23 protein-coding genes and 1 tRNA gene are annotated in these 23,839 nt (G+C 66.1%); 13 read left to right on the top strand and 11 right to left on the bottom strand.

Going from position 1 to position 23,839, the window contains the following annotated elements:
- Positions 1-13: 13 nt before the first annotated feature.
- Positions 14-1,192, bottom strand: a complete 1,179-nt coding sequence (locus CVM50_RS13290) for an aminotransferase (RefSeq protein ID WP_085886898.1) — start codon at positions 1,190-1,192, stop codon at positions 14-16.
- A 220-nt stretch (positions 1,193-1,412) separates the two neighbouring features.
- Between CVM50_RS13290 and CVM50_RS13285 the strand changes: the two genes are divergently transcribed.
- Positions 1,413-2,105 carry a DUF4336 domain-containing protein gene (locus tag CVM50_RS13285; protein WP_085886897.1) on the top strand — a complete coding sequence of 231 codons (693 nt, stop codon included), beginning with the start codon at positions 1,413-1,415 and terminating at the stop codon, positions 2,103-2,105.
- Between the two features lie 20 nt (positions 2,106-2,125).
- On the opposite strand, the gene CVM50_RS13280 is transcribed toward CVM50_RS13285, so the two are convergent.
- Positions 2,126-2,584 (bottom strand): winged helix-turn-helix transcriptional regulator, encoded by a 459-nt coding sequence (locus CVM50_RS13280; RefSeq protein WP_085886896.1) that lies wholly within the window; start codon positions 2,582-2,584, stop codon positions 2,126-2,128.
- Between the two features lie 112 nt (positions 2,585-2,696).
- On the opposite strand from CVM50_RS13280, the gene CVM50_RS13275 reads away from it, so the two are divergent.
- Entirely contained in the window at positions 2,697-3,557 is an 861-nt protein-coding gene (locus CVM50_RS13275; RefSeq protein WP_085887270.1) for an SDR family oxidoreductase, read from the top strand.
- A gap of 204 nt (positions 3,558-3,761) precedes the next feature.
- Here the strand turns inward: CVM50_RS13275 and gpt are convergent, their stop codons facing one another.
- The 3 genes from gpt to fabI all read right to left on the bottom strand — a co-directional run bounded on the left by gpt (position 3,762) and on the right by fabI (position 5,895).
- Positions 3,762-4,286 (bottom strand): xanthine phosphoribosyltransferase, encoded by a 525-nt coding sequence (gene gpt / locus CVM50_RS13270; protein ID WP_085886895.1) that lies wholly within the window; start codon positions 4,284-4,286, stop codon positions 3,762-3,764.
- A 48-nt stretch (positions 4,287-4,334) separates the two neighbouring features.
- Positions 4,335-4,979, bottom strand: a complete 645-nt coding sequence (locus CVM50_RS13265; RefSeq protein WP_085886894.1) for a LysE family translocator — start codon at positions 4,977-4,979, stop codon at positions 4,335-4,337.
- A gap of 109 nt (positions 4,980-5,088) precedes the next feature.
- Complete coding sequence (gene fabI, locus CVM50_RS13260) at positions 5,089-5,895, bottom strand: enoyl-ACP reductase FabI (RefSeq protein WP_085886893.1); 807 nt, start codon at positions 5,893-5,895, stop codon at positions 5,089-5,091.
- Between the two features lie 121 nt (positions 5,896-6,016).
- On the opposite strand from fabI, the gene pdxH reads away from it, so the two are divergent.
- The 4 genes from pdxH to CVM50_RS13240 all read left to right on the top strand — a co-directional run bounded on the left by pdxH (position 6,017) and on the right by CVM50_RS13240 (position 8,057).
- Complete coding sequence (gene pdxH, locus CVM50_RS13255) at positions 6,017-6,622, top strand: pyridoxamine 5'-phosphate oxidase (RefSeq protein ID WP_085886892.1); 606 nt, start codon at positions 6,017-6,019, stop codon at positions 6,620-6,622.
- A gap of 154 nt (positions 6,623-6,776) precedes the next feature.
- Positions 6,777-7,301 (top strand): cold-shock protein, encoded by a 525-nt coding sequence (locus CVM50_RS13250; protein WP_085886891.1) that lies wholly within the window; start codon positions 6,777-6,779, stop codon positions 7,299-7,301.
- A gap of 108 nt (positions 7,302-7,409) precedes the next feature.
- Positions 7,410-7,889 (top strand): DUF192 domain-containing protein, encoded by a 480-nt coding sequence (locus CVM50_RS13245; RefSeq protein ID WP_085886890.1) that lies wholly within the window; start codon positions 7,410-7,412, stop codon positions 7,887-7,889.
- A gap of 91 nt (positions 7,890-7,980) precedes the next feature.
- Positions 7,981-8,057: transfer RNA gene (locus CVM50_RS13240), tRNA-Pro, on the top strand.
- A gap of 594 nt (positions 8,058-8,651) precedes the next feature.
- Here CVM50_RS13240 and CVM50_RS13235 read toward each other — a convergent pair.
- Both CVM50_RS13235 and CVM50_RS13230 read right to left on the bottom strand, forming a co-directional pair.
- Positions 8,652-8,939 (bottom strand): Ig-like domain-containing protein, encoded by a 288-nt coding sequence (locus tag CVM50_RS13235; protein WP_143515578.1) that lies wholly within the window; start codon positions 8,937-8,939, stop codon positions 8,652-8,654.
- Between the two features lie 104 nt (positions 8,940-9,043).
- A complete protein-coding gene (locus CVM50_RS13230; protein WP_085886888.1) occupies positions 9,044-9,814 on the bottom strand; it encodes a BspA family leucine-rich repeat surface protein in 771 nt (256 codons plus the stop codon).
- Positions 9,815-10,647: 833 nt separating this feature from the next.
- Between CVM50_RS13230 and CVM50_RS13225 the strand changes: the two genes are divergently transcribed.
- Positions 10,648-11,175, top strand: coding sequence for a cytochrome b (locus tag CVM50_RS13225; RefSeq protein WP_157792185.1), 528 nt, complete (start codon positions 10,648-10,650; stop codon positions 11,173-11,175).
- Between the two features lie 564 nt (positions 11,176-11,739).
- Entirely contained in the window at positions 11,740-15,375 is a 3,636-nt protein-coding gene (locus tag CVM50_RS13220; protein ID WP_085886886.1) for a vitamin B12-dependent ribonucleotide reductase, read from the top strand.
- Between the two features lie 332 nt (positions 15,376-15,707).
- On the opposite strand, the gene CVM50_RS13215 is transcribed toward CVM50_RS13220, so the two are convergent.
- Positions 15,708-16,154 (bottom strand): disulfide bond formation protein B, encoded by a 447-nt coding sequence (locus CVM50_RS13215; RefSeq protein ID WP_306372304.1) that lies wholly within the window; start codon positions 16,152-16,154, stop codon positions 15,708-15,710.
- An 8-nt stretch (positions 16,155-16,162) separates the two neighbouring features.
- Positions 16,163-16,741, bottom strand: a complete 579-nt coding sequence (locus CVM50_RS13210; protein ID WP_085886884.1) for a YqaA family protein — start codon at positions 16,739-16,741, stop codon at positions 16,163-16,165.
- Positions 16,742-17,175: 434 nt separating this feature from the next.
- Between CVM50_RS13210 and CVM50_RS13205 the strand changes: the two genes are divergently transcribed.
- Entirely contained in the window at positions 17,176-17,403 is a 228-nt protein-coding gene (locus CVM50_RS13205; RefSeq protein ID WP_085886883.1) for a hypothetical protein, read from the top strand.
- Between the two features lie 167 nt (positions 17,404-17,570).
- On the opposite strand, the gene CVM50_RS13200 is transcribed toward CVM50_RS13205, so the two are convergent.
- Positions 17,571-18,347, bottom strand: coding sequence for a transglutaminase-like domain-containing protein (locus tag CVM50_RS13200; RefSeq protein WP_085886882.1), 777 nt, complete (start codon positions 18,345-18,347; stop codon positions 17,571-17,573).
- Positions 18,348-18,617: 270 nt separating this feature from the next.
- On the bottom strand, positions 18,618-19,775 hold the full coding sequence (locus CVM50_RS13195) for an ROK family transcriptional regulator (RefSeq protein WP_157792184.1): 1,158 nt from the start codon (positions 19,773-19,775) through the stop codon (positions 18,618-18,620).
- A gap of 92 nt (positions 19,776-19,867) precedes the next feature.
- Here CVM50_RS13195 and CVM50_RS13190 point away from each other — a divergent pair, with 92 nt between their 5' ends.
- From CVM50_RS13190 to CVM50_RS13175, 4 genes are read left to right on the top strand one after another with little or no spacing between them, the layout of a single operon-like run.
- A complete protein-coding gene (locus tag CVM50_RS13190; RefSeq protein WP_085886880.1) occupies positions 19,868-20,923 on the top strand; it encodes an ABC transporter ATP-binding protein in 1,056 nt (351 codons plus the stop codon).
- Entirely contained in the window at positions 20,920-21,777 is an 858-nt protein-coding gene (locus CVM50_RS13185; protein WP_085886879.1) for an ABC transporter permease, read from the top strand. Before CVM50_RS13190 ends, CVM50_RS13185 begins: the two co-directional genes overlap by 4 nt.
- Positions 21,771-22,652 (top strand): ABC transporter permease, encoded by an 882-nt coding sequence (locus CVM50_RS13180; protein WP_085886878.1) that lies wholly within the window; start codon positions 21,771-21,773, stop codon positions 22,650-22,652. The genes CVM50_RS13185 and CVM50_RS13180 overlap by 7 nt, the downstream gene beginning before the upstream one ends.
- Before the next feature lie 52 nt (positions 22,653-22,704).
- Positions 22,705-23,817 carry an extracellular solute-binding protein gene (locus tag CVM50_RS13175; protein WP_085886877.1) on the top strand — a complete coding sequence of 371 codons (1,113 nt, stop codon included), beginning with the start codon at positions 22,705-22,707 and terminating at the stop codon, positions 23,815-23,817.
- Positions 23,818-23,839: the final 22 nt, after the last annotated feature.

Raw genomic sequence — 23,839 nt, 5'->3', positions numbered from 1 at the left:
GCAAGCATGGCCCTCAGGCGCTGGCGAAGGCGCTGACGCGGTCGAGAAAGGCGGTGATCCCGGCCTGGTCGAGATTGGCGACGGCGACGCGCATCTGGCGCATGCCGGCCCCGTCGCCGGGGGGCGTGAACATCGTGCCGGGCAGCATCAGCAGACCGGCGTCACGCACCAGGCGCGGGGCTAGCGCGGCAGAGCTTTCGGCAAAGGGATGCGACAGGTAGGCGAAATAGGCGCCCGCCGAATGCAGGGTCCAGCCCGCCGCGGCCAGCTGCTCGGCCCCGGCCAGCATCGCGGCGCGCCGGGCCAGGATCTCCGCCCGCTCGCCCGCGAGCCATTGGCCGAGGTTCTCCATCCCCCAGAGCGCCGCGATCTGGCCCAGTTGCGGGGCGCAGATGGCGACGCAATCCTGGAACTTCTCCATTTCCTCCAGCAGCTTGACCGAGGCGACGATGGCGCCGGTGCGGTGGCCGGTCAGCCGGTAGGCCTTGGAGAAGGAATAGAGGTGGATCAGCACGTCGTCCCAGTCGGGATCGGTGAACAGATCATGCGGCGCCGCGTCCGAGCTGTGGAAGTCGCGGTAGGTCTCGTCGAGGATCAGCATGATCCCCCGGGTGCGGGCCAGGTCGCGGAAGGCCGCGATCAACTCGGGCGGATACTCGGTGCCCGCCGGATTGTTGGGTGTCACCAGAACGATGGCGCGGGTGCATTCCGTGATCAGGCTGGCAGCGCGGTCGGGATCGGGCAGCATGTCGGCCTCGCAGGGCAGGGGCACGGCGCGCACCCCCTGCATGTCCAGCCACATCTTGTGATTGAAGTACCAGGGCGTCGGCAGGATCACCTCGTCCCCCTCGCCGGTCAGCGCGGCGATGGTGGCACAGAAGGCCTGGTTGCAGCCGGCGGTGATCGCGACCTGGGCCTCCGAAACCTGGCCGCCATAGGCTGCGGACCAGTCGGCGGCGATGCGGGCGCGCAGACCGGGCAGGCCCAGCACGGGACCATAGAGGTGCGTCTCGGGGCGGTCCATCGCCGCCTTCATCGCGGCGATCAGCGGTGGCGGTGGCGGCGCCACGGGCGCGGCCTGCGAGACATTGATCAGTGGTCGGTCGGCGGGAAAATCGACGCCGTCGAGCCAGCGTCGTGCCTCCATCACCGGGGGCAGGAAGGTGGCCTTGGTGCGCGTTGTGGGTGTCATCTGGGCCCCTTCGCTCGGACGTGTTGGGCACGTCGGCAATGATCAACAAATATGTGCTGCGCGGACGGCGCATGGTTCGAGCGGACGCTAGCAGGGCCGGACGAGCAGGGGAAGTGGCTGGCGGTGTTGCGCCGGTCCCCCGCGGCGGCGTCTTGCCGCGTCGCGGCAAAAGGCGCTAAGTGGAGAGCGCACTCAATTAGGTGACCTGGGGGAATTTGGCATGCTGGTGCCATTTGGTCGTGGACTGTGGACGGACGAGGGGCCGGTCGCCCCGGCGCTCGCCGGGTTCGTCTATCCCACGCGCATGGCCGTGGCGCAACTGGCCGATGGCAGTCTCTGGGTCTGGTCGCCGACGCCGATGACCGACAAGATGCGCCGCGAGGTCGACCGGCTGGGAGAGGTGCGCGCCCTGGTCTCTCCCAACCACTTTCACGAACGCTGGATGGCGGAATGGGCGCAGGTCTGTCCGCAGGCGCAGCTTTACATGGCTCCGGGCATGGCCCGGCGCCACCCCGATCTGCCCCAGAGTCATGAGCTGTCCGGTGATCCGCCGCCGCTTTGGGCCGGGCAGATCGACCAGGTGCCCGTGCCCGGCAATATCTACACCACCGAGGTGCTGTTCTTTCACCGCCTCAGCCGCACGGTGCTGGTCGCCGACCTGATGCAGAACCTGCCCAAGGGCTGGTTCGGTGGCTGGCGCGAACAGATCGCCCGGGTGGATGGGATCCTGGGCGAGGAACCCCAGGTGCCCTGGCGGTTCCGGCTGTCCTTCATCGACCGCAAGGCGGCGCGTCATGCGATCACGGAGGTGCTCGACTGGCGCGCCGATCAACTGCTGATGGCCCACGGGCCGCTGATCAGCCAGGGCGCGCGTGGGTTGTTGCACCGGTCCTTCGCCTGGCTGATGGACTAGGCCGGCAGGGGCCCGGAGGGTCACCCTGCCTCGGCGTCGTAACGCCGGCGCGCGGCGCGGATGTCGTCATGTGCGCCGGCGGCCCAGTCGAGCAGGGCGGCGACGGGCACCAGCGCAGCCTCGCCAAGCGCGGTCAGCGCATATTCCACCGAGGGCGGTTTCGTCGGGAAGACCTGGCGCGAGACCAGCCCGTCACGTTCCAGCATGCGCAGCGACTGCGTCAGCATCCGCTTGGAGATGTCGCCGACCTGACGCTGCAGCGCCGAGAACCGGTGCGGCTTCTGCGACAGGGTCACGAGGATCAGCAGGCTCCATTTGTCACCCACGCGGGCCAGCACATCACGGACCGGGCAATTGTCCATGTCCGGCACGGGCGCCTCGGGCGCGAAGAGGGCTGTGGATTTCTCCGAAAAGACCTGCAGCACCTGGCGCGCGGTGGCATCCAGCACGACGGGGTTACTCGGATGTTCCCTTGTCATTTATTAGTGCCTCCTTCACGGGCTGCGGCAGTCGGTCTACATTTGAGACCATACCCCGACAGGAGACCGGTGGAAAGGCCGCCGGCAGGGGATCGAGACAGTGGAGAACGACATGAGCGACAAGATTCTTGTGACCGGCGCATCGGGCCAACTGGGCGCCCTGGTGGTGGACAGCCTGCTGGCGAAGGTGCCGGCGGAGCGGGTGGTGGCCATGGTGCGCCGGGCCGAAGCGGCCGCGCCCCTGGAGGCCAAGGGCGTCGAGGTTCGCCTGGCAAGCTACGGCGACGCCGAGGCCCTGGCGCGCGCGCTGTCGGGGATCTCGCGGGTGCTGCTGATCTCCTCCAGCGAGGTGGGCAATGACCGTGCCGCGCAGCACAAGAGCGTGATAGACGCCGCCAAGGACGCGGGGGTGGAGCTGATCGCCTATACCTCGATCCTGCGCGCCGACGAGAGCGGGCTGTGGCTGGGCGTGGATCACCGCGCGACCGAGGCGATGCTGGCCGAGAGCGGCCTGCCGGTCGCCCTGCTGCGCAACGGTTGGTACACCGAGAATCTGACCGGCAGCCTGGGCCAGGCGCTGGAGGCCGGTGCGATCATCGGCGCCAGCGGCGCGGGCCGCTACAGCACTGCCACGCGCGCCGACTACGCCGAGGCCGCGGCCGCCGTGCTGGTGAAGGAGGATGCCTCAGGCACCTACGAGCTGGCGGGCAGCGAGAGCTTCGACATGACCGAATTCGCCGCCGAGGTCAGCCGCGTGGCGGGCCGCGAGGTCCTCTATGCCGACATGCCAGAGGCCGAGCTGAAGGCCATCTACATCGACGCGGGCCTGCCCGAGGTGGTGGCGCATATGCTGGCAGATAGTTCCGCTCATGCTGCCAAGGGCGACCTGGAGGGCAGCGGGGCCGGCCTGGAGGCGCTGACCGGGCGCAAGTCGACGCCCTGGCAGGAGACGGTCAAGGCCGCGCTGACCTGAGCCGGGCAGGGAGGGGCGCCGCTCCCTCCTGCGCCTGCGGCTCTTCCGGGGCTCAGCGCCCCGGATATTTCCGGCAAAGAGAGGATGGGGGCGGGTCGCGATGATCCGGCCCTGAGGCGTGGCAGAAGATGGAGAACGGGCGCCCGAAGGGGCGCCCGTCGTCGTATTCGGCAACGTCCGCGCCGGGGCTGCCCGGCGTGCGGATCACTCGGTGCCGCGATAGGGTTCGACGTATTGCAGCGCCATGTCCCAGGGGAAGAAGATCCAGGTGTCCTGGGAAACCTCGGTGATGAAGGTCTCGACCTGCGGACGGCCCTGGGGCTTGGCGTAGACCGTGGCGACATGGGCCTTCGGGTAGAGGGTGCGCACCAGTTCCAGCGTCTTGCCGGTGTCCACCAGGTCGTCGATGATCAGGATGCCGGTCCCGTCGCCCATCATCTCCGGGTCGGGGGATTTCAGAACCTCGGCCTCGCGGCGCTGGTCGGCCTTGCCGCCGCCCGAGTGGTAGGATTTCACCGAGATCGTGTCGACGGTGCGGATGTCCAGCTCGCGCGCGACGATCATCGCCGGGGCCATGCCGCCGCGGGTGATGGCCACCACGGCCTTCCAGGCGCCGCCTTCGAGGGGGCCGTGGTTGTCCAGCCGCCAGGCCAGGGCCCGGGAGTCACGGTGGATCTGGTCCCAGGAAACGTGGAAGCCCTTTTCATGCGGCAGGCGGTTGTCGACCATCGGTGATCCTTTCGTCTTGGGCTCCGGCGGACCGGGGCGCCCGTGTTCTCAGAAGGCGGCGACCTTGATGCCGAGCGCCGCCAGGGCGGCGCCGAGCACGCGGTCGATCGCGGATTTCAGTCGTGTATAACCTGCGCGCGCGCGATCAAGCGAGAAAATCCGCGCCACGGCCAGGTTCCACAGGGTTTCATTGGCAAAGACCACGCCGAGGATCGCCGCGAATAGGCCGGGGCCGGCGTCATGGGGCACCACGGTGACGAAGACCGCGCCGAAGAAGACCGCCGGTTTCGGGTTGGCCAGCTGGGTGGTCACGCCCCGCAGGGTCAGGCGGGCCAGGTCGCGCAGGCGCGGCGCCTGCGGCTCGGCCGGGGCCAGCCCGCCGGCGACCTCGGGGGCAAGGGTCAGCGGCTGGTCCGCGCCGCGCCACATCTTCCAGGCGAGGTGCAGCAGGTAGGCGGCACCCGCGATCTTCAGCGCGATCAGCAGGCGCGGCGCGATCTCGAAAAGCGTCGCTAGGCCCAGCACCGCCGCCGCGGCCCAGGCGACCGCGCCGATCCCCACGCCGACGGCGAAGGCGCCGCCACGGGCAAAGCCGCCGGTGATCGCCGTGCGCATGGTCATCAGCACGGCCGGGCCAGGAGAGATCGCGGCCACCAGGTGCACGGCGAAGACGGAAAGCTGGACAGAGAGCATCGGGGGCCTCTAGAGGTTGGGCACGCGGGCTGGATACGGGCGCCCGGTGAAACGCAAAACGGAGGAGCCATGGCCCCTCCGTTCATCCGGGACCGGTCGGATGGGCCGGTCAGGTCTTGTCGATGTCGGGCGCATCGACGGCTTTCATGCCGACGATGTGGTAGCCCGAGTCGACGTGCAGGTTCTCGCCCGTCACACCCGAGGCCAGGTCGGACAGCAGGTAGAGGGCCGACTTGCCCACATCGTCGATGGTCACGTTGCGGCGCAGGGGCGAGTTCAGCTCGTTCCATTTCAGGATGTAGCGGAAATCGCCGATGCCCGAGGCGGCCAGGGTCTTGATCGGGCCGGCGGAGATGGCGTTGACGCGGATGTTGTCCTTGCCCAGGTCCTCGGCCAGGTATTTCACCGAGGCCTCCAGCGCCGCCTTGGCCACGCCCATGACGTTGTAATGCGGCATCACCTGTTCGGCGCCGTAGTAGGTCATGGTCAGCATGGAGCCACCGTTCGGCATCAGCTTTTCCGCGCGCTGTGCGACGGCGGTAAAGCTGTAGACGGAGACATCCATCGTCATCTTGAAGTTTTCGCGGCTGGTATCGATGTAGCGCCCGCGCAGCTCCGACTTGTCGGAGAAGCCGATGGCGTGGACGATGAAGTCGATCTCGCCCAGGTCCGCCTTCACGGCGTCGAAGGCCGCGTCGATGCTGGCCTCGTCGGCCACGTCGCATTCGTAAAGGTGCTTGCAGCCCAGCTGGTCCGCCAGCGGGATCACCCGCTTCTTGAATTGGTCACCCATGTAGGTGAACGCCAGTTCGGCCCCGGCATCGGCAAGGGCCTTGGCGATGCCCCAGGCAATGGACTTGTCATTGGCCAGGCCCATGATCAGACCTTTTTTGCCCGCCATGAGAGTGTTCGGCATATCGCGCTCCGCCCTGTAACTTTCGGTCAAACTCCCTTAAGCGATAGGTCGGGGCGCTTCAAGCCTGCCCGCGACCGTAGCGGAAACACCGTGGCGGTCCTGTTTCGAGAAGGAGCACGCAATGTCGGATCGTGAGGGTATTTTCGTCGGGGAGGACCCGTTCGTCCTGGCGCGCCGCTGGCTGGGCGAGGCCGAGGCCAGCGAGGTGAACGACCCGAACGCCATTGCCCTGTCCACGGTGGACAGCAACGGCTTGCCCAACGTCAGAATGGTCCTGTTGAAGGATATTCTGGCGGATGGCTTCGTTTTTTATACGAACTACGAAAGTTGCAAGGCCAATGAACTTGACGCGGCAGGGAAAGCTGCGTTTGTCATTCATTGGAAAAGCTTGCGGCGGCAGATTCGCGTGCGCGGCCCGGTGAGCCGATTTGACGGTCCCGAGGCAGACGCCTATTACGAATCGCGTTCGCTGAAGTCCCGGTTGGGGGCCTGGGCGTCGCGGCAATCGCGCCCCCTGGCCTCTCGGGCGTCCCTGATGGCAGAGGTGGCGAAAGTCACTGCGACCCATGGGACCAACCCGAAACGGCCGCCGTTCTGGGGCGGGTACAAGATACGCCCGGTGGAGATCGAGTTCTGGGCAGACGGCGCGTTTCGTCTGCATGACCGGTTCCGCTGGACGCGAGAGGACGACGCCAGTGCCTGGCAGGTGCAACGGTTGAACCCGTGAGGCACCGGGGCGCAAGCAAAAGCGCCCGAAGAGATGGGAAATGTGTGGCAAGGCGCCCCTTGCCAATGGTACGTGGTTGGAGTTGTTAAAGACGTTGTGGGTGCCGGGTGGTCGCTGTGGGGACAGGCTGCCGCGGTAAAATGCGGGGAATGTTGTGAATCAGCTTGACGATAGCACCCGGAAGCTATCGGGCCGTGTGAAATGGTTCGATCCGGCGAGGGGGTTCGGCTTTGTCGTCGCCGATGAAGGGGGACCCGATATTCTGTTGCACGCGAATGTGCTGCGGAATTTCGGCCAGAGTTCGGTCGCCGATGGCGCCAAGGTAGAGATCCTGATCCAGAAGACGCAGCGTGGCGTGCAGGCGATCGAGGTGATCGAGATCGCGCCGCCCGAAGGCGCCGGAACCGCTGTCCTGGAGGATTTCCAGGCGCTGGACCCGGAGGTGTTGCAGTCTATCGCGATGGAACCGGCCCGGGTCAAGTGGTTCGACAAGATCAAGGGGTTCGGGTTCGCCAATGTCTTCGGCCGGCCCGAGGATGTCTTCATTCACGTGGAAGTGCTGCGCGCCTCCGGATTGGCCGACCTGGCCCCGGGCGAGGCGGTGGCGATGCGCGTGATCGACGGCAAGCGCGGCCGCATGGCCACCGAGATCTGTGCCTGGGAGGCCGCCGCGCGTTAGCTGACCGGGTTGCCGGGCGGGATCTTCGCCCCGGCTATTCTGCGCCCGGTGCTGGCCTTCGTCGCCACCGCGTGGCAGGCTCGATCCGGTGTCGCGAAAGGAGCTCTGATGGTGCCTCGAATCCTTGCACGTTCTGCAACCGTCCTGGCGGTGCTTCTGACCGCGACCGGGCTGGCCAATGCCGCCTGCCGGGCCGATCGGGCCGAGATCGTCGGCCCCGAGGGCGCTGTCGCGGCCTTCCGCGTCGAGATCGCGGATGAGCCCGCGGAGCGCCAGCAGGGTCTGATGAACCGCGAAAGCATGGGGCTGGGCGAAGGCATGCTCTTCGTCTTTCCGCAGCAGCGCCCGCTGGCGTTCTGGATGCGTAACACATTGATCCCTCTGGATATCATCTTCTTCGATGAAACCGGCATGCTGAATGTCATCCAGCATGGCAAGCCGCTGGACGAAACCAGCCTGCCGGGCGGCGACAGCCAGTATGTTCTGGAAATCAACGGCGGCCTGGCCGAGCGCATGGGCATCGGCGAAGGCTCCGTCCTGCGCCATCCGGCGGTCGATCAGGACCTGGCCGCCGCCCCCTGCGAGTGACGCCGCAGCAGGCTTTCACGCCCGACCGGGCGGATTGGGCACAACAGGCCCTTTTCAACCCGGTCCCGAGCGGCTAGAGAGGCGCACGGTCCGGGGCGTAGCGCAGTCTGGTAGCGCACCTGTTTTGGGTACAGGGGGTCGTGAGTTCGAATCTCGCCGCCCCGACCACACTATCAATGACTTCAAAGACATTTCCGTTGAAACGGATTGGCATGTCGAAACGGACTTGAGACAAGCCGTTATCCGAAGATCCGGTAGCTTCACCACCTTCGCAATCGCTTCGCTCCTTCCGCGCACGCGACGATCTGTGCTCTAGACCTCCGAATGCCGGTCGGCATCGGGCAAGTCGAACCGTCCGACCTCCATTTTTTCGCCTCCGTTAGCGTTCCGGTGCGGGTGCCCGGGACAGTCAGCGCCTTCGGCGAGCCCAAACTGCCCAGACGCCGACCGAGAATCTGGCGTCTGCCGTACCCTTGTGTCGATCATCCCGGTAGTCTCGGACCTGATCGCCGGCCCGATGCGGCAAGGCGTGCGGCAGCTGTCGCGGGAAGGAGCGCGACGTGAACCTGAGCTGCGGCCCGGGAACGGTCGAGAACCGCGGGCGGGACGAGGCGCGAGCTTGAAGGGACGGACTGCTGTTGTGGTCGGCTCTGCGGGCACTCCGCACTCATGTCATGCTGCGTCTCGCCCGCCACGTAATCGCGCCGCTCGACGGTGACGGAGAAGCTGGCCTGCGTCTCCAGCCCCGCGCCATCGGTGGCGTTATAGGTCAAGGGCAATCACCAGGGCTTCCGGCGGCACCACCGGGTTGCCGGCGGGGTCGGTGAAGGCGGCCGGGGCGAGGGCCATGGTTATCTCCTCCGCCTCGCTATCACGGGTGATCGTCAGGGTGCGGCTCTCGTCGCCGGTGTCGGGCACGGGTGACAGGGTGCCGCCGGCGACGGTGATCTGCGACGCGTTGAAGCCTGCGATCTCCTCGGTCGATGTCTGGGTGGGCGTGAAGGCGGTGTCGGTGGCGAAGAGGGCCGGCACGTCCTCGAAGGTTGCCACGGGAGCGATCGAGTCGATGACGATCGCCGATTTGGCCGAGAGCGATCCGGCGCTGCCAGGCGCGGGCAGGGTAGGGTCGATCGGGATACGATCGCTTTCACTTATCAGGACCCCGCCGTCCGTGTTGAGAGCTGTGGTGCTGGTATAGGCCAGCCGATCGGTCTCGATCCCACGGGGACGATGTAGTAGAACAGTACTTCTTTGCTGGAGAGTATCGTGAAGGGGGCCAGGGTGGTCTCACCGCCAGGAGGTGACAGATCCAGCGACAGTGTCGGTAGTCCGCAGCAAACAGGTATCAAGACCCTGTCGAGTTTGGCCACGATGTAAATCCTGTCGCCCTCGACGAAGGGTCCCTCGTCGTCTCCGTACGCCCTCACGGAGACGACGCGCGGAGCCGGCGCCGTGGTCGTCCATTGCGGTTTCCAGTCCGGATTGGTCCAGGCGGAGGCCTTTGCGTCGAAACTCTCTGGTTCGGAGCCGACCTTCCGCACGTCCCAGCCCGAGAAGTCTTGGTTGATGGCCGAGGCGCGACTGAACATGTATGCCATGTTCGTCACATTGGAGACATCCCAGCCGCTGATGTCCCCGTCGAACTCGGAATTCTTGAAAGCGACGGACATGTTCCTGACCCCCGAAGCATCCCAGTCAGCGATGGACGCCTGAACAGAACTGCCTAGGAAGGCCTCGGAGAGGCTAACGACACGCGATGTGTCCCAGTGATTCAGGTCCAGGGAGCCCCAAAAAGCGACACCGTTGAAAAGGGTCGACATGTCCGTCGCTTGCCCGGTGAAGATCGTGAACGGCCCGTCCGTGAAGGTGTAGTCGACTCCTCCGTAGTTGATCGCAAACCGTCCGGTCCCCACTGCTTGGTACAATTCCCGCCTGTCATTTTGTACGATGTACTTGCCGCCGCGGCCCTGCCAGCGCGGCTTCCCCAGTCTCCCGGCATTGCTCGGAGCGTAGCGCCGAGGGTCCACGGGGCCCTGTGCCTGCGGCGGCGCGGCCTGCAGGGTGAGGATCAGCGTCAGCGCTGCGAGGACGGTCTGCCAGGCCGCGGCGCCCCGCGGTGTAAGAGGCGCGCGATCCGCGATGCGTGAGGTCCGTGTCGTGTCATGCTGTCTTCCTTCGGTCTGCTCTCGCTCGGTTCTGCGCGCGGCGCGCGCGCAGCAATGCGGGCTGACACGTCAGGAAAGCACCTGCTGCCTGGACGCGATTGACCAGGCAGGCGCACCTGCTTTTGTCCGTGTCAGGGGGGCGAGGTTGTGTTCGGCGACAGAATGTGCGGAGATTGTTGCACAATTGTTTGAAAAGACGATTTTCCTCGGTGGTCGGGCCTTCCTGGCCTTTCAAACATCCCGCCGAGGCGGTTTCTCGGGTCCGGGCTCGCCGGGGGGCTGTCGTCGGGACTGAACGAGAAAAGAGACACCCTGTATGATGATCGACCCGCGCTGGTCTTTCCGAAGGGTTCCGGTTCGCCAGCACGGCCACGGGAGAGGCATTGACCTTCACCCGTGCCGAGGCGCGCATCGTCTTTCACCTACGGCTGGAAGATCTGGCGGCCTGTCTCCGCCGGAGCGTCGGGGCCGCGTTTTGGGCGCCGTGCCATTTTCCCGCGACGGACTTCGCACGGGGGGGCGTATCACTCCTGGATGCGCGCAAAATCGGCATGGAGGATAGTATGCCTGCCACAACACGACTATCGGGATGGATGGACTATCCAACCCGCTACGGCCTCGTCAGCCGCCTGTTTCACTGGGCCATGGCCGCGCTCTTGCTGTTTCAGATCTTGGGCATGTTGGCCAGCAACGCCTTGGGGCGCGAGTCCGCGGTGGCCCAATTCATGGGGCCGATCCACCAACCCCTGGGGGTGAGCCTGTTCGCGCTGGTGCTGCTGCGGCTGCTCTGGGCGGCTCTGAATGCCCGGCGTCGGCCCGCGCAGGAGGCTGGCGCCATGGGCGTGCTGGCAACGGTCGGGCACGGTCTGCTTTACCTGCTGATGCTGGCGGTGCCGGCGGTGGCCCTGCTGCGCGCCTGGGGCGGCACCCGGGGGCTGGAGGTCTTCGGCCTGCAGGTCTTCGCCCCGCGCGAGGTGTCCGTCGACTGGGCCATGGCCCCGGCCGCCGCACACGGGCCGCTGTCGCTGCTGCTTCTGCTGCTGATCTTGGGCCATGCCGGTGCTGCCGTCTGGCACAGGCGGGTGAAGCAGGACGACGTCATGGCGCGCATGGTCGGCTGATCTGGGTGCCCGGCCAAGGTGCCGGACCAAACCGCCCCCGCGCGATTCTTCGCGCGGGGGCAGGGGGCGCTACAACGCGCATTTTTTCAACGGCGGTACTTACCATATCTGGTGGCAGAGCTGCCAAAGCCCTAGGCATATGGTAGCCGATGCGCCGGAAGAAGCCACCTGTGCAACATCTTTGCGACACTGCGCGAGTTCAGCCTCTGCCTGAGCGTTTCGGCCAAGTTCCCTGACAGAAAAGGCTTTTCCGCGCTCCGCTCGTATGACGGGAATCGCAGGGCACGGGTCGGGTCGCGTCAAGAGAAATTTAGACCAAAAAGCGCGTTGAAAAATGGCCGGCTTTACCACAGACTGCAGCGGCGGGCTGAGGATGCACTAGATATAGTGGCCTCGCGGGCAAAGTGGACAGATCAGGCAGGGCCTCGTTTCGAGGCGTCAGGGCCGCCTCTGGGCGGTCTGCAGGGTCCTTTTGCGTGCTCTCGGCCCGGGGGAAGCCGCCGGATTCACGTTTGCGGGCGTCCCCGGAAGTGTCAGGTGAAAAGCTTTTTGGGGCGCAAGAGAATGAAGATTGAACGCAAGTTTACGCAGGCAGGGCAGGACGCCTACGAGGGCATCTCCTTCATCACCACCACCAGCGAGATCCGCAACCCGGATGGTACCGTGGTCTTCCACCTCGATCAGCTGGAAGTGCCGGAGACATGGAGCCAGGTCGCCAGCGACGTGATCGCGCAGAAATACTTCCGCAAGGCTGGCGTGCCGAGCGCACTGAAGAAAGTGCGCGAGAAGGATGTGCCGGAGTTCCTGTGGCGGTCCGTTCCCGCCGAGGGCGCCGAGATGGGGGGGGAGACCTCTTCCAAGCAGGTCTTCGACCGGCTGGCGGGCGCCTGGGCCTACTGGGGCTGGAAGGGCGGCTATTTCTCCACCGAGGAGGACGCCCGCGCCTACTATGACGAGATGCGCCACATGCTGGCCACGCAGCGCGCCGCGCCGAACTCGCCGCAGTGGTTCAACACCGGCCTGCACTGGGCCTATGGCATCGACGGCCCGGGGCAGGGCCACTACTACGTCGACTACAAGACCGGCAAGCTGACCAGGTCCAAATCGGCCTATGAACACCCCCAGCCCCACGCCTGTTTCATCCAGTCGGTGAAGGATGATCTGGTGTCCGAGGGCGGCATCATGGATCTGTGGGTGCGCGAGGCGCGGCTGTTCAAATACGGCTCCGGCACCGGCACCAACTTCTCCAGCCTGCGGGCCGAGGGCGAACGCCTGTCGGGCGGCGGCAAATCCTCGGGCCTGATGGGCTTTCTGAAGATCGGCGACCGCGCGGCGGGGGCGATCAAGTCGGGCGGCACCACGCGGCGCGCGGCGAAGATGGTCATTGTCGACGCCGATCACCCAGACATCCAGGAATACATCAACTGGAAGGTGAAGGAGGAGCAGAAGGTTGCCTCCATCGTCGCCGGGTCCAAAATGCACGAGCAGAAGCTGAACGGCATCTTCGCCGCGATCCGCAGCTTCGACGGCGCCGATGGCGATCAATATGAGCCGACAGAGAACCCGGCGCTGAAATCCGCGATCCGCGATGCCAAGAAGGCCGCGATCCCCGAGACCTACATCAAGCGCGTGCTGGATTACGCCCGCCAGGGCTACGAGAGCATCGAGTTCCCCACCTATGACACCGACTGGGACAGCGAGGCCTATGGCAGCGTGTCGGGCCAGAACTCCAACAACTCCGTCCGCGTCACCGATGCCTTCCTGGAGGCGGTGAAGAAGGATGAGGACTGGGCGCTGATCAACCGAACGGACGGCAAGGTGGCCAAGACCATCAGGGCCCGTGACCTATGGGAAGACATCGGCCACGCCGCTTGGGCCTGTGCCGATCCCGGCATCCAGTTCCATGACACCGTCAACGCCTGGCACACTTGCCCGGAAGACGGCGCGATCCGCGGCTCGAACCCCTGTTCCGAGTACATGTTCCTCGACGATACCGCCTGTAACCTGGCGTCGATGAACCTGCTGACCTTCCTGAAGGACGGCGCCTTCCAGACCGAGGATTACATCCACGCCACGCGGCTGTGGACCCTGACGCTGGAAATCTCGGTCACCATGGCGCAGTTCCCCTCGAAGGAAATCGCGCAGCTCAGCTACGACTTCCGCACCCTGGGTCTGGGCTATGCCAATATCGGTGGCCTCTTGATGAACATGGGGCTGGGCTATGACAGCGACGAGGGCCGGGCCATGGGCGCCGCGCTGACCGCGATCATGACCGGCGTCGCCTATGCCACCTCGGCCGAGATCGCCGGAGAGCTGGGCGCCTTCGCGGGCTATGAGCGCAACGCGAAGCACATGCTGCGCGTCATGCGCAACCATCGCAACGCCGCCTATGGCGCCACCGAGGGCTATGAGGACCTGGCGGTGAAGCCGGTGCCGCTGGACCTGGTGAACTGCCCCGAGCCGGAGCTGACCAAGGTCGCCATGGCCAGCTGGGACGAGGCGGTGCGCCTGGGCGAAAAGCACGGCTACCGCAACGCCCAGACCAGCGTGATCGCCCCCACGGGCACCATCGGCCTGGTGATGGACTGTGACACGACCGGCATCGAGCCCGACTTCGCCCTGGTGAAGTTCAAGAAGCTGGCCGGTGGCGGCTACTTCAAGATCATCAACCGCTCGGTGCCCGCCGCGCTGACCAAGCTGGGCTACAGCCCCGCACAGGTGGAGGAGATCGTCTCCTACGCCGTGGGTCATGCCTCCCTGGGCAACTGCCCTGGCATCAACACCACCGCTCTGGTTGGCCACGGCTTCGGCCCCGACGAGCTGAAGAAGATCGAGGGCGCGCTGAAGTCGGCCTTCGACATCCGCTTCGTCTTCAACCAGTGGACCCTGGGCGAGGAATTCTGCACCCAGACCCTGGGCATCCCGGCGACCAAGCTGACCGATCCCAGCTTCGACATGTTGCGGCACCTGGGCTTTACCCGCGCCGAGATCGAGGCAGCGAACGACCACGTCTGCGGCACCATGACCCTGGAAGGCGCGCCGCATCTGTCACCGGACCACTACCATATCTTCGATTGCGCCAACCCCTGCGGCAAGAAGGGCAAACGCTTCCTGTCGGTGGACAGCCACATCCACATGATGGCGGCGGCGCAGTCCTTCATCTCGGGGGCGATCTCCAAGACGATCAACATGCCCAACGATGCCACGATCGAGGACTGCAAGGCGGCCTATGAGCTGTCGCATTCCCTGGGCGTGAAGGCCAATGCGCTCTACCGGGACGGGTCCAAGCTGTCGCAACCGCTGGCCGCCGCGCTGGTGGAGGATGACGATGAGGCCGCCGAGGTGCTGGAAAGCGGGTCCACCCAGGAAAAGGCCGCCGTACTGGCCGAGAAGGTGATCGAGAAGATCATCGTGAAGGAAGTGGCCCGCGGTCGAGAGAAGATGCCGATGCGGCGCAAGGGCTATACCCAGAAGGCCAGCGTGGGCGGGCACAAGGTCTACCTGCGGACGGGCGAGTATGAGGACGGCTCCCTGGGCGAGATCTTCATCGACATGCACAAGGAAGGCGCCGGCTTCCGCGCGATGATGAACAACTTCGCCATCGCGGTGTCGGTCGGCCTGCAATATGGCGTACCGCTGGAGGAGTTCGTCGACGCCTTCACCTTCACCAAGTTCGAACCGGCAGGCATGGTGCAAGGCAACGAGACGATCAAGAACGCCACCTCGATCCTCGACTACATCTTCCGCGAACTGGCGGTCAGCTACCTCGACCGCACCGACCTGGCGCATGTGAAACCGCAGGGCGCCTCCTTCGACGAGCTGGACAAGCGCGAGGAGCAGCAGGAGGCGAACGTCAGCGAGGTGAGCGAGACCGCCGCCAGCAAGTCGCTGGAAGTGCTGAAGCACATCTCCTCCACCGGCTACCTTCGCAAGCGGGTGCCGCAGGAGTTGCTGGTGATGAACGGCACCTTCGGTGAAGGCACCCGCGTGGATCCGAACGGCAGCGTCAGCCGCGCCAGCGTCACCAGCGTCTCGGCCACGGCTGTCAGCGCGGCCACCACGACCATGGACGCCCGCGCCAAGGCGAAGATGCAGGGCTACGAGGGCGAGGCCTGCGGCGAATGCGGCAACTACACGCTGGTGCGCAACGGCACCTGCATGAAATGCAACACCTGCGGCGGCACCTCCGGCTGCAGCTAAGCGATGGTAACGGGCGCGCAGCCATGCTATCGCGCGCCCTGACACGGTACGCTGACCGGGACAGGCAAGTCATAATCGAGCAGGAAAATAAGAGAGCCCGGTCAGATCACCCTTGGGGGAGGCGAAAGCCTCCCCTTTTTCTTTGCTCACCTATGCCGTCACATGAAATCGCGAAACCGTGAGGGCAGGGGCCTTTGACTTGCCTTAGCGTCATGTCGCCTTAGGTTTTGAACTGAGTGGGTAACGCTCGGTCCCGTTCATGCAGGTCCCAGTTCTTTTGGTAACCAATGCGGCATGAGCGGGGCTTTGATGTCTGCCAGCGGCCGGCCGGGTCAGCCCCGGCGCCAGGCCCAGAGCCAGACACCCACCAGGCACAGCGACAGCAGCGCGTTCCAGCTGGCCATGGACAGCGACAGGAACTCGAACGCCACCTCGTCACAGCGGATCAGCGGGGCGTTCATGATCTGGTCGAACATCTGGTCCGGGGTCAGCGCGCCCGCGCTGCCGGAGGTGCAGGTGGTCGGCCCCTCGAAGATGTCGCGCTCCACACCCGTGTGATAGATCCCCACGATCGCGGTGGCCAACGCGGCCAGGGCGCCCAGCAGGGCCAGAAACCGCTGGCCGGTGGCGACGGCAGCCAGGGCGATCAGCACGGCAATGGCATGGGGCCAGCGCTGCACCAGGCACAGGTGGCAGGGCGCCAGCCCGCCGATGTATTGCGACCCCCAGGCCCCAAGCAGCAGGGCGGCGGATCCGGCCCCGGCGAGGGCGCTTCTCATCTTGAAGGTCATAGGTATCTCACCAGCAGGAAACCGGCGATCAGAATGGCGAAAAACGCGGTGAAGACAAGGCCGAGCCGTTTCTCGATGAAGTCACGAACGGGTGACCCGAACTTCCACAGCAGCCAGGCCACGATGAAGAACCGCAACCCGCGCGCCACAATGGAGGTGATGACGAAGGTCGTCAGAGGCATCCCGGTCCAGCCCGACATGATGGTGATGACCTTGTAGGGGAAGGGCGTGATGCCCGCCCCCAGCACCGCCCAGAACCCGGCGCCGTTGAAGGTGGCGTTGAACTCTTCCATCGCGTGGGCCTTGCCCATGCTTTCCAGGATCGGCTGGCCGATGCTGTCGAAGGCGAAGGCGCCGATGGCATAGCCCAGCATGCCGCCCGCGACCGAGGCCGCCATGGCGACGGCGGCGACGATGAAGGCCCGCGAGGGACGCGCCAGGATCATCGGGATCATCAGCAGGTCCGGCGGGATCGGAAAGACCGAGCTTTCGGCGAAGGAGACCAGGGCGAGAACCCAGAGCGCATGGGGGTGATCCGCCATGCGGATGGTCCAGTCGTAAAGCCGTCTGATCACGGGGCGGGGTCCTTTCGGCAAGCCGGTTCCGGGGCCAAAGACCATGGGCGCCCCGGGGGGTCAAGTACCGCACCGGCCCGGGGGCCAGTGTCCGCCAGAGCGCGCCTGCGCAATGGGCGTCACCCCGAGGAACGACCTCGCCACGGGCAGGGCAGATTGGGCGCCGGGCGAGTCGCGCGACGTCCCCTCGGGCGGGTTCCGGACGCGCGGCGCATGTCTGCACCCTGCCCGGCACAACCCTTGCTTGCGGCAGCTGCCCCGCCGGGGGTAGCGCACCTATCCGAAGGGGTAGGATGATATCCCGAAGTGCCTCGAAGTGTCCTGTTGTGTGCCTGCATACAGCCATTGGCCCGTGTAAAAGACCTGCAACAGAGCGGGACCCGAGAGAGAGCCGGGTCGCCGCCGCCCCTGAAACCGACACGAGGAAACGACCGATGCGCATGACCCCGACCTCCCGCAAGCGTTCCGCAAACCTGCAAGACCTGCACGCTGCCGTGGATGCCGCCATGGAACAGCTGTCGGCAGGCAATGCCGGCTCTGCGGATGAGGTGCTGCGGGACAGCGGTGTCGTTTCGGCCCGGCTGGCGCTGCGCCGCCGCGGTGGCGTTGCCGTGCTGTCGCATGGTGAACAGGTCAGCGACCGGTCGCTTTGCGCGGCCTGAGGGGCTAATCGCGGGGCTGTGCCGAGCGCCGCGAGTGGGGCCGCCCTGCCAGGCGGTCTTTCGTCAGGGGACGAGTGGAAAGGGGCGCCTTCGGGCGCCCCTTTTTGCGTGTCTTGGAAGGGGAGGCGCGTGGCAGCCTCCGGGGGGGATGACGGCTGATGTCCCGATCAGGTCAGGGTGACCCGCACGGATTGTGACATCAGAGTCGCGGGCGCCTGGCTTTCCATGAAGGCCACGTCATAGGCGTCGCGGCCCACGGCGATCACCGCCAGGTCGGCGGGCAGACACATGCCGGTGGGATCCACCAGGTGCCAGGCGCCGTCCAGCCAGACCTCCGCCACGGCGTGGAAGTCCTGGGGGGTCACGTAGGGGCTGTAGACGGCGACCATGCGCGCGGGGATGTTGGCCGCGCGCACCATGGCGCAGATCAGGTGGGCATAGTCGCGACAGACCCCTTCGCGGCTGGCGAAGGTTTCCAGCACGTTGGTGTCGCTGTCCGAACTGCCCGGCACGTAGGACAGCTCATCCTGGATCCACTGCCGGATCGCGGCGACCTTGGCGCCCCCGGCCAGATGGCCAAAGCGCTTGTTGACGAAGGAAATGAACTTGTCCGACTGGCAATAGCGCGAGGGGCGCAGATAGGGCGCGACGCGCCCGGGGATCTGGTGCAGGTCAACCGCCGCCAGGTTCTCCAGCGGCAGGTTCGGGCGGGTCACGTCCAGCGTCGCGCGGTAGGTCAGCCGCATGTCGCCCGCGGGAACCTGCGCCCAGATGCGCTGGCCGACGCCATCGTCCCCCTCGATCCGGGTGATCCAGGCGTTCCCGATCAGGATCTCTTCCTGCTCGACCGTCTGGCCGCTGTAGTGCGCGGCTTCCAGCGCCAGGAAAAGCGTGTTGGCGAGGCTGAACTGGTAGTGCAGGGCAATGTCGATCTGAAAGCGCATCCGGGGTCCCATCGAGCTGAAGTAACTGGGTCGTACTGGTGGCATCGTGTCGTCTGCGCGGCGCGCCCGAAGCGGGGGCGACAGGCCTGCGCGGTCCTTTCGGCCTAACCGCTCGGCCGTCCGGTTACAACGTGATCGCGAGCAAGCCGGTTCCGCAGGGCCGCCATGTCTGAAAGGCGCGCCCAGTGACCGGGCAGCCGGTATAGGCAGGCTTTGCAACACATGGCAGGCGTGTGTTTGCAAAGAGTGTGCCCGCAGTGGTTTGCAAAGCTAGCCGGGGGTCCAGGGACGGGGATGCGGAGCCGAAGCCAGACGATGCACCAGCGGCACCGACGCGGCGGCCAGGGCCATGGCGCGGGGGCCGCAGGCGCGGGCCACGCGCAGCTTGGGTTTGGTCAGGGGGCGGCGGCCCGGATGATCGAGAAGGTCCAGGCGCACGTGGCGCGCCAGCCCTTCGAGGATCGCTTGCGGCAACAGCCCGCCGATGATGATCGTTGCGGGGTTCAACAGGTGCACCACCGTTGACAGCGGCAGGGACAGCACCGCGCCGCGCGTCGCCATCCACTCTGTCAGCGCGGCGTCGGGCGCCTGGGCCAGCGCCTCCAGCGCGCTGTCGGTCATCTCTTCCGGGCTCAGGCCAAGATGGGCGGTCAGGTCGGGCAGGGAGGGACGCGGCGTCCCGTCGGGCATCATGGCGCCGATGTTGGACGCCTCGCCGAAACTGCCGCGATAAAGGCGCAACTGATCGATCAGGCTGCCGCCGATGCCGTAGTCGAGAAACAGCATGTAGACGATCCGCTCTTCCTCGCCCGGTTGCAGCGCCTCGTGGTAGGCGGGTGCCTTGGATTCCAGCCAGAGCGGGGCGTCGAAATGGCGGCTCAGGTGATCGCAAAAGGCGAGATGGTCGATCCCGCGTTGCGAGGGCGTCACCTCGACCACCGCGCCCGAGAGATCCTGCAGGGCCGGCAGCCAGAGGCCGATCCCCGCCACGCTGCGGGTCAGCCCGCGCATTTCCTCCAGCGCGGTGGTGGCGGCGGCCAGCGCCGCGCCGGTGTCGGTGGCCGGCACCGGCAGGGACCGGTGGGCCAGCGGCGTGCCGTCCAGGTCCTGTGCGGCCACCGTGATGCCCCGGGTCGACAGGCTGACCCCCAGCCCGGCCACCTGTTTCGGGCGCAGGCGCAGGTGGCGTGCCGGTTGGCCGCGCCCGCGTGGGGCGCTGTCGCGTTCCTCTGCCACCAGTCCTGCGGCCTGGAAGGTCGCGATGGCCTTGGTCAGCATGGCGGGCGACAGGTTCAGCTCTGCCGCGATGCCGGCGCGGCTGGCCCCCGGACGCCGCCGGATCAGCGACAGGATCGCCCGTTCCGACAGGGTCAGATCGGCCAGCGCGGCCATCGAGCCGGGGTCACAAATCTTTCGTGGTGCTGTCACCAAGGGGTTACCCGCCCATTTTATTCACGCCGTGAAGTTAATTGGAATCGCCCCGTCTGGGAAGCCGGTTCCGGGACAGGAAAGCGGAGAAAATGGCGTCACTGGCAGCCAAGGGGATCAGCAAGGTGTTCGAGGACGGGTTCCAGGCCCTGACCGACATCGACCTTGTGGTCGAGCCCGGCGAATTTGTCACTCTTTTGGGACCCTCGGGCTGTGGCAAGACCACCCTTCTGAAGACCTTGGCCGGGTTCTACGACGCGACCACCGGCAGGATCGAGATCGGCGGCACCGATGTCACAGCTGCGCCGCCCGAAAAGCGCGACACGGCTATGTGTTTCCAGTCCTACGCGCTGTTCCCTCACCTTACGGTGGCCGAGAATATCGATTTCGGTCCGCGCCAGGCGGGCGTGCCCAAGGCCGAGCGCCGCGCGCGGCTGGAAAGCCTGCTGCGCCAGGTGGACCTGGAGGCGCATCGCGACAAGCTGCCCAATCGCCTGTCGGGCGGGCAGCAACAGCGCGTTGCCCTGGCCCGGGCCCTGGCGATGCGGCCGGCCGTGGTTCTGTTTGATGAGCCGCTGTCGAACCTCGATGCTAAGCTGCGTGAACAGGTCCGGCGCGAGATCCGCGCGTTGCAGAAAGAGATCGGGTTCACCGCCATCTACGTCACCCATGACCAGTCAGAGGCCTTGGCCATGTCGGATCGTGTCGTGGTGATGCAGGGCGGGCGCATCGACCAGGTGGGCCGCCCGGAAGAAATCTATGCCCGTCCCGAAACCGCCTTCGTCGCGGATTTCATCGGCGCGGCGAACCTGGTGCCCTTCGAGGACCTGGGCGGTGGCCGCGTGAAGACCCCGCTGGGAGAGCTGCGCGCCGCCGTGCCGCCCGCGGGCAACGCCAGCTTCATCTGCTGGCGGCCCGAGGACGTGGAACTGGTCGAGGCCGGCGCCGCGAGTGAGAACGTGATCCGCGGCGTCGTGCGGGACCGGGCCTACCAGGGGGCCCATACCGAACTGCACGTGGCGACGGGTGACGCCGACCTGGGGCTGCAACGGCTGCATGTCGCAGGCGCGGCGCCGGCCGAGGGCGCCGAGGTGGCGTTCCGACTGGGGGCGGACCAGATCCGCTTCGTCCGGAGCGCGCTGGCATGACCCTGCGCCGGACCCTCACCATCGCGGCGCTGCTGACGCCGGGGCTTGGGCTGATCCTCGTCATGGTCGGCTCGGTCTTCTACATCGCTGTCGCGCAGAGCTTCGGCTACTACAACCTGTCGGGCGAAAGCGCCTTTTCGCTGGACCACTGGCGCGACGTGCTGGGATCGAAGCAGTTCGGTCGGTCCCTGGGCTACTCGGCCTATATCGCCATCATCAGCGCGCTCGGCTCCATCGCCATCGCCTATCCGCTGGCGATCTGGATGCGCAAACCCTTCCGCGGCTCACTGGTGGTCGGCTCTCTGCTGAAGGCGCCGCTGTTCGTGCCGGGTCTGGTGGCGGCCTTCCTCTTCCTGAACGTGATCGCATATCACGGGGTGCTGAACCAGTTCCTGATATGGACCGGGCTGACCGATGCGCCGATCCGGTTCCAGAACGACCGCAACGGCTTCGGTGTCATCTTCCTGCAGCTGTGGAAGAACATGCCGCTGGCGCTGCTGCTGCTGACCGGCGCGGTGCAGGGGATCTCGGACGAGGTGGTCGACGCCGCGCGCGACCTGGGCGCCGGGCCGCTGGCCCGCTTCCGCAAGGTGATCGCGCCGCTCACGGTGCAGGCCATGCAGGCGGCGCTGATCATCATCTTCATCGGCGCGGCCGGCGACTTTGCCTTCCAGGTCACCGCGGGCCCGACCAACGTGCAGTCCATGGCGCAGTACATGGTCTTCCTGAAAACGAGCTTCGGACGCTGGAACCAGGCGGCCGTGGTGGGGGTCTCCCTGATGGGCCTGGCACTGGTCGGTGCCCTGGGTCTGGCCGGGCTGGCCCGCCTGACCCTGAGGGGGCTGAAATGGTAAGCCTGTCCGACACCGCACCCGTCGCGCCCCGGCGCCCGCGCCGCCCGGCCTTCCGCCGGTTCACCATCTCCAACATGCTGATCGCGATCCTGTTGCTGGTCTGCGTGATCTGGCTGGTGGTGCCCTTCGGCATGGCCGTGCTGTGGTCGCTGCTGGATCCCTCGGTCCGCTGGGAATACCCCGACGTGCTGCCCCCCGCGCTGTCCTTCGCGCGCTGGATCGAGGTCTGGAACACCACCTCGCTGCCCATGGCACTGCGCAATTCCTACATCCTGGCGCCGACGGTGGCGGTGACCACGCTCATCTTGGCCTCGCCCACGGCCTATGCCTTCGCCCGCCACGATTTTCCGGGCAAGGGCGCGGCCCAGGTGCTGACCCTGCTGCCGCTGGTGATCCCGGGTTTCGTGCTGGCGATCTTCTTCTCGGCGCTGATCTTCTCGCTGGGGATCTACTCACGCTTCCTGTCGATCCTGCTGGCCCATTCGGTGTTGTTCCTGCCTTACGCCATCCGGCTGATGACCGTGGCCTTTTCCAACGTGCGGCTGGACCTGGTGGATGCGGCCCGCGATCTGGGCGCCAGCCCCTGGGCGCGGTTCCGCGTGGCCTACTGGCCCGCGCTGGCGCCGGGGATCCTGGCCTCTCTCATCATCGTCTTCATCCAGTCGATCGAGGAATTCGCCGTGGCCTTCGTCGTCGGCGCGCCGAATTTCACCACCATTCCGTCGATCCTCTATTCCTACCTCGGATATAACTTCGTTCGCCCGAACGCGGCTGTCGTCAGCCTCGTCCTGGTGATCCCCAATGTCCTTCTGATGCTCGGGCTGGAGCGGCTGCTGAAATCGGCCAACCCGGCGCAGACCGGCGTCAAGGGATGACCCCCGCCTCCTTCACCACATCTCATCAAACCGTCTGAAGAGGACCTTTCTGATGCTTCGCAAACTTCTTGTCGCCGCCACCGCCATTGGCCTGGCCTCCGGCGTCCAGGCCCAGGACCAGAACGACCTGCTGTCCAAATCCTGGGACGACATCGTCGCCCAGGCCAAGGACGAAGGCTCGGTCAACTGGTTCGTCTGGTACTTCCAGCCGCGCTACCGGGAACTGGCCGAGGCCTTCACCGCCGAATACGGCATCGAGGTGATGATCCCCGAGGGCACCCACGAGGGCAACATCGACAAGGTGCTGGCCGAAACCGGCCGCGAGCGCGGCGACGTCGATCTGCTGGCCATGGGCGCCGACCGGATCGAGCTGTTCAAGCAGGAAAACCTCGTCGGTCCGCTGAATGACGTGCTGCCCAATGCCGGCACCATGACCACCGAGGTTGGCGGCTTCGACGGCCAGGGCTACGGCTGGGCCTACTGGGGCAACCAGACCGGTATCGCCTACGACCCCGAGGCCATCGACGAGGCCGACCTGCCGCAGAGTGTCGAGGACTTCGCCGCCTACTGGGAGACCAACCCGGGCCGCTTCGGCTTCAACTACGAAAACGGCGGCTCCGGCCCCTCGTTCTTCACCCATGTCGCCCGCAACCTGACCGACGCCGACTTCACCTCCGGTGAGGTCACCGAGGAGAAGATGGATGCGCTGCAACCGGCCTGGGACTTCTTCCTCGACCATACCGACGGCTACGTCATCACCGCGTCGAACACCGACAGCCTGATCCGCCTGTCGAACCGCGAGTTCGCCCTGGTGCCTGCCTGGGAAGACCACCTGTTCAAGCTGCAGGGCGAAAAGGAAGTGTCGGACCGCATCAAGTTCTACATCCCCGAGTTCGGCATGACCGGCGGTGGCAACATCAACGTGATCCCCGCCAACGCGCCGCATCCCGCCGCCGCGCTGGTCTTCCTGAACTGGGTGTCGAGCCCGGAAACCCAGACCCGCTTCAACGAGGTGTTCGGCGCCGCGCCGATGAATTCTGCTGCTGACGACAGCCACGCGCTGATCCCCAACGACATGCGCGCCCGCGCCGTCAGCTCGCCGGCCAACCCGTTCAACACCGAACTTCGCCAGGCCTTCATCGAGCACGTCGCGCTCGAACGCTAAGACCCTTTGCGCCGCCCGTGTC

The organism is Pseudooceanicola marinus (assembly GCF_002786295.1).
Classification (GTDB): Bacteria; Pseudomonadota; Alphaproteobacteria; order Rhodobacterales; family Rhodobacteraceae; genus Pseudooceanicola; species Pseudooceanicola marinus.
This window is presented reverse-complemented; position numbering and strand designations above follow the sequence as displayed.

What these genes read in the sequence shown, in the direction of transcription:
- CVM50_RS13265 (WP_085886894.1), bottom strand. Translation starts at nt 4,979, where the DNA reads ATGCTCTCTGTCCAGCTTTCCGTCTTCGCCGTGCACCTGGTGGCCGCG.
- CVM50_RS13280 (WP_085886896.1), bottom strand. Translation starts at nt 2,584, where the DNA reads ATGACAAGGGAACATCCGAGTAACCCCGTCGTGCTGGATGCCACCGCG.
- fabI (WP_085886893.1), bottom strand. Translation starts at nt 5,895, where the DNA reads ATGCCGAACACTCTCATGGCGGGCAAAAAAGGTCTGATCATGGGCCTG.
- CVM50_RS13185 (WP_085886879.1), top strand. Translation starts at nt 20,920, where the DNA reads ATGACCCTGCGCCGGACCCTCACCATCGCGGCGCTGCTGACGCCGGGG.
- CVM50_RS13180 (WP_085886878.1), top strand. Translation starts at nt 21,771, where the DNA reads ATGGTAAGCCTGTCCGACACCGCACCCGTCGCGCCCCGGCGCCCGCGC.
- gpt (WP_085886895.1), bottom strand. Translation starts at nt 4,286, where the DNA reads ATGGTCGACAACCGCCTGCCGCATGAAAAGGGCTTCCACGTTTCCTGG.
- CVM50_RS13290 (WP_085886898.1), bottom strand. Translation starts at nt 1,192, where the DNA reads ATGACACCCACAACGCGCACCAAGGCCACCTTCCTGCCCCCGGTGATG.
- CVM50_RS13220 (WP_085886886.1), top strand. Translation starts at nt 11,740, where the DNA reads ATGAAGATTGAACGCAAGTTTACGCAGGCAGGGCAGGACGCCTACGAG.
- pdxH (WP_085886892.1), top strand. Translation starts at nt 6,017, where the DNA reads ATGTCGGATCGTGAGGGTATTTTCGTCGGGGAGGACCCGTTCGTCCTG.
- CVM50_RS13225 (WP_157792185.1), top strand. Translation starts at nt 10,648, where the DNA reads ATGGACTATCCAACCCGCTACGGCCTCGTCAGCCGCCTGTTTCACTGG.
- CVM50_RS13215 (WP_306372304.1), bottom strand. Translation starts at nt 16,154, where the DNA reads ATGAGAAGCGCCCTCGCCGGGGCCGGATCCGCCGCCCTGCTGCTTGGG.
- CVM50_RS13190 (WP_085886880.1), top strand. Translation starts at nt 19,868, where the DNA reads ATGGCGTCACTGGCAGCCAAGGGGATCAGCAAGGTGTTCGAGGACGGG.
- CVM50_RS13205 (WP_085886883.1), top strand. Translation starts at nt 17,176, where the DNA reads ATGCGCATGACCCCGACCTCCCGCAAGCGTTCCGCAAACCTGCAAGAC.
- CVM50_RS13245 (WP_085886890.1), top strand. Translation starts at nt 7,410, where the DNA reads ATGGTGCCTCGAATCCTTGCACGTTCTGCAACCGTCCTGGCGGTGCTT.
- CVM50_RS13200 (WP_085886882.1), bottom strand. Translation starts at nt 18,347, where the DNA reads ATGCGCTTTCAGATCGACATTGCCCTGCACTACCAGTTCAGCCTCGCC.
- CVM50_RS13275 (WP_085887270.1), top strand. Translation starts at nt 2,697, where the DNA reads ATGAGCGACAAGATTCTTGTGACCGGCGCATCGGGCCAACTGGGCGCC.
- CVM50_RS13175 (WP_085886877.1), top strand. Translation starts at nt 22,705, where the DNA reads ATGCTTCGCAAACTTCTTGTCGCCGCCACCGCCATTGGCCTGGCCTCC.
- CVM50_RS13285 (WP_085886897.1), top strand. Translation starts at nt 1,413, where the DNA reads ATGCTGGTGCCATTTGGTCGTGGACTGTGGACGGACGAGGGGCCGGTC.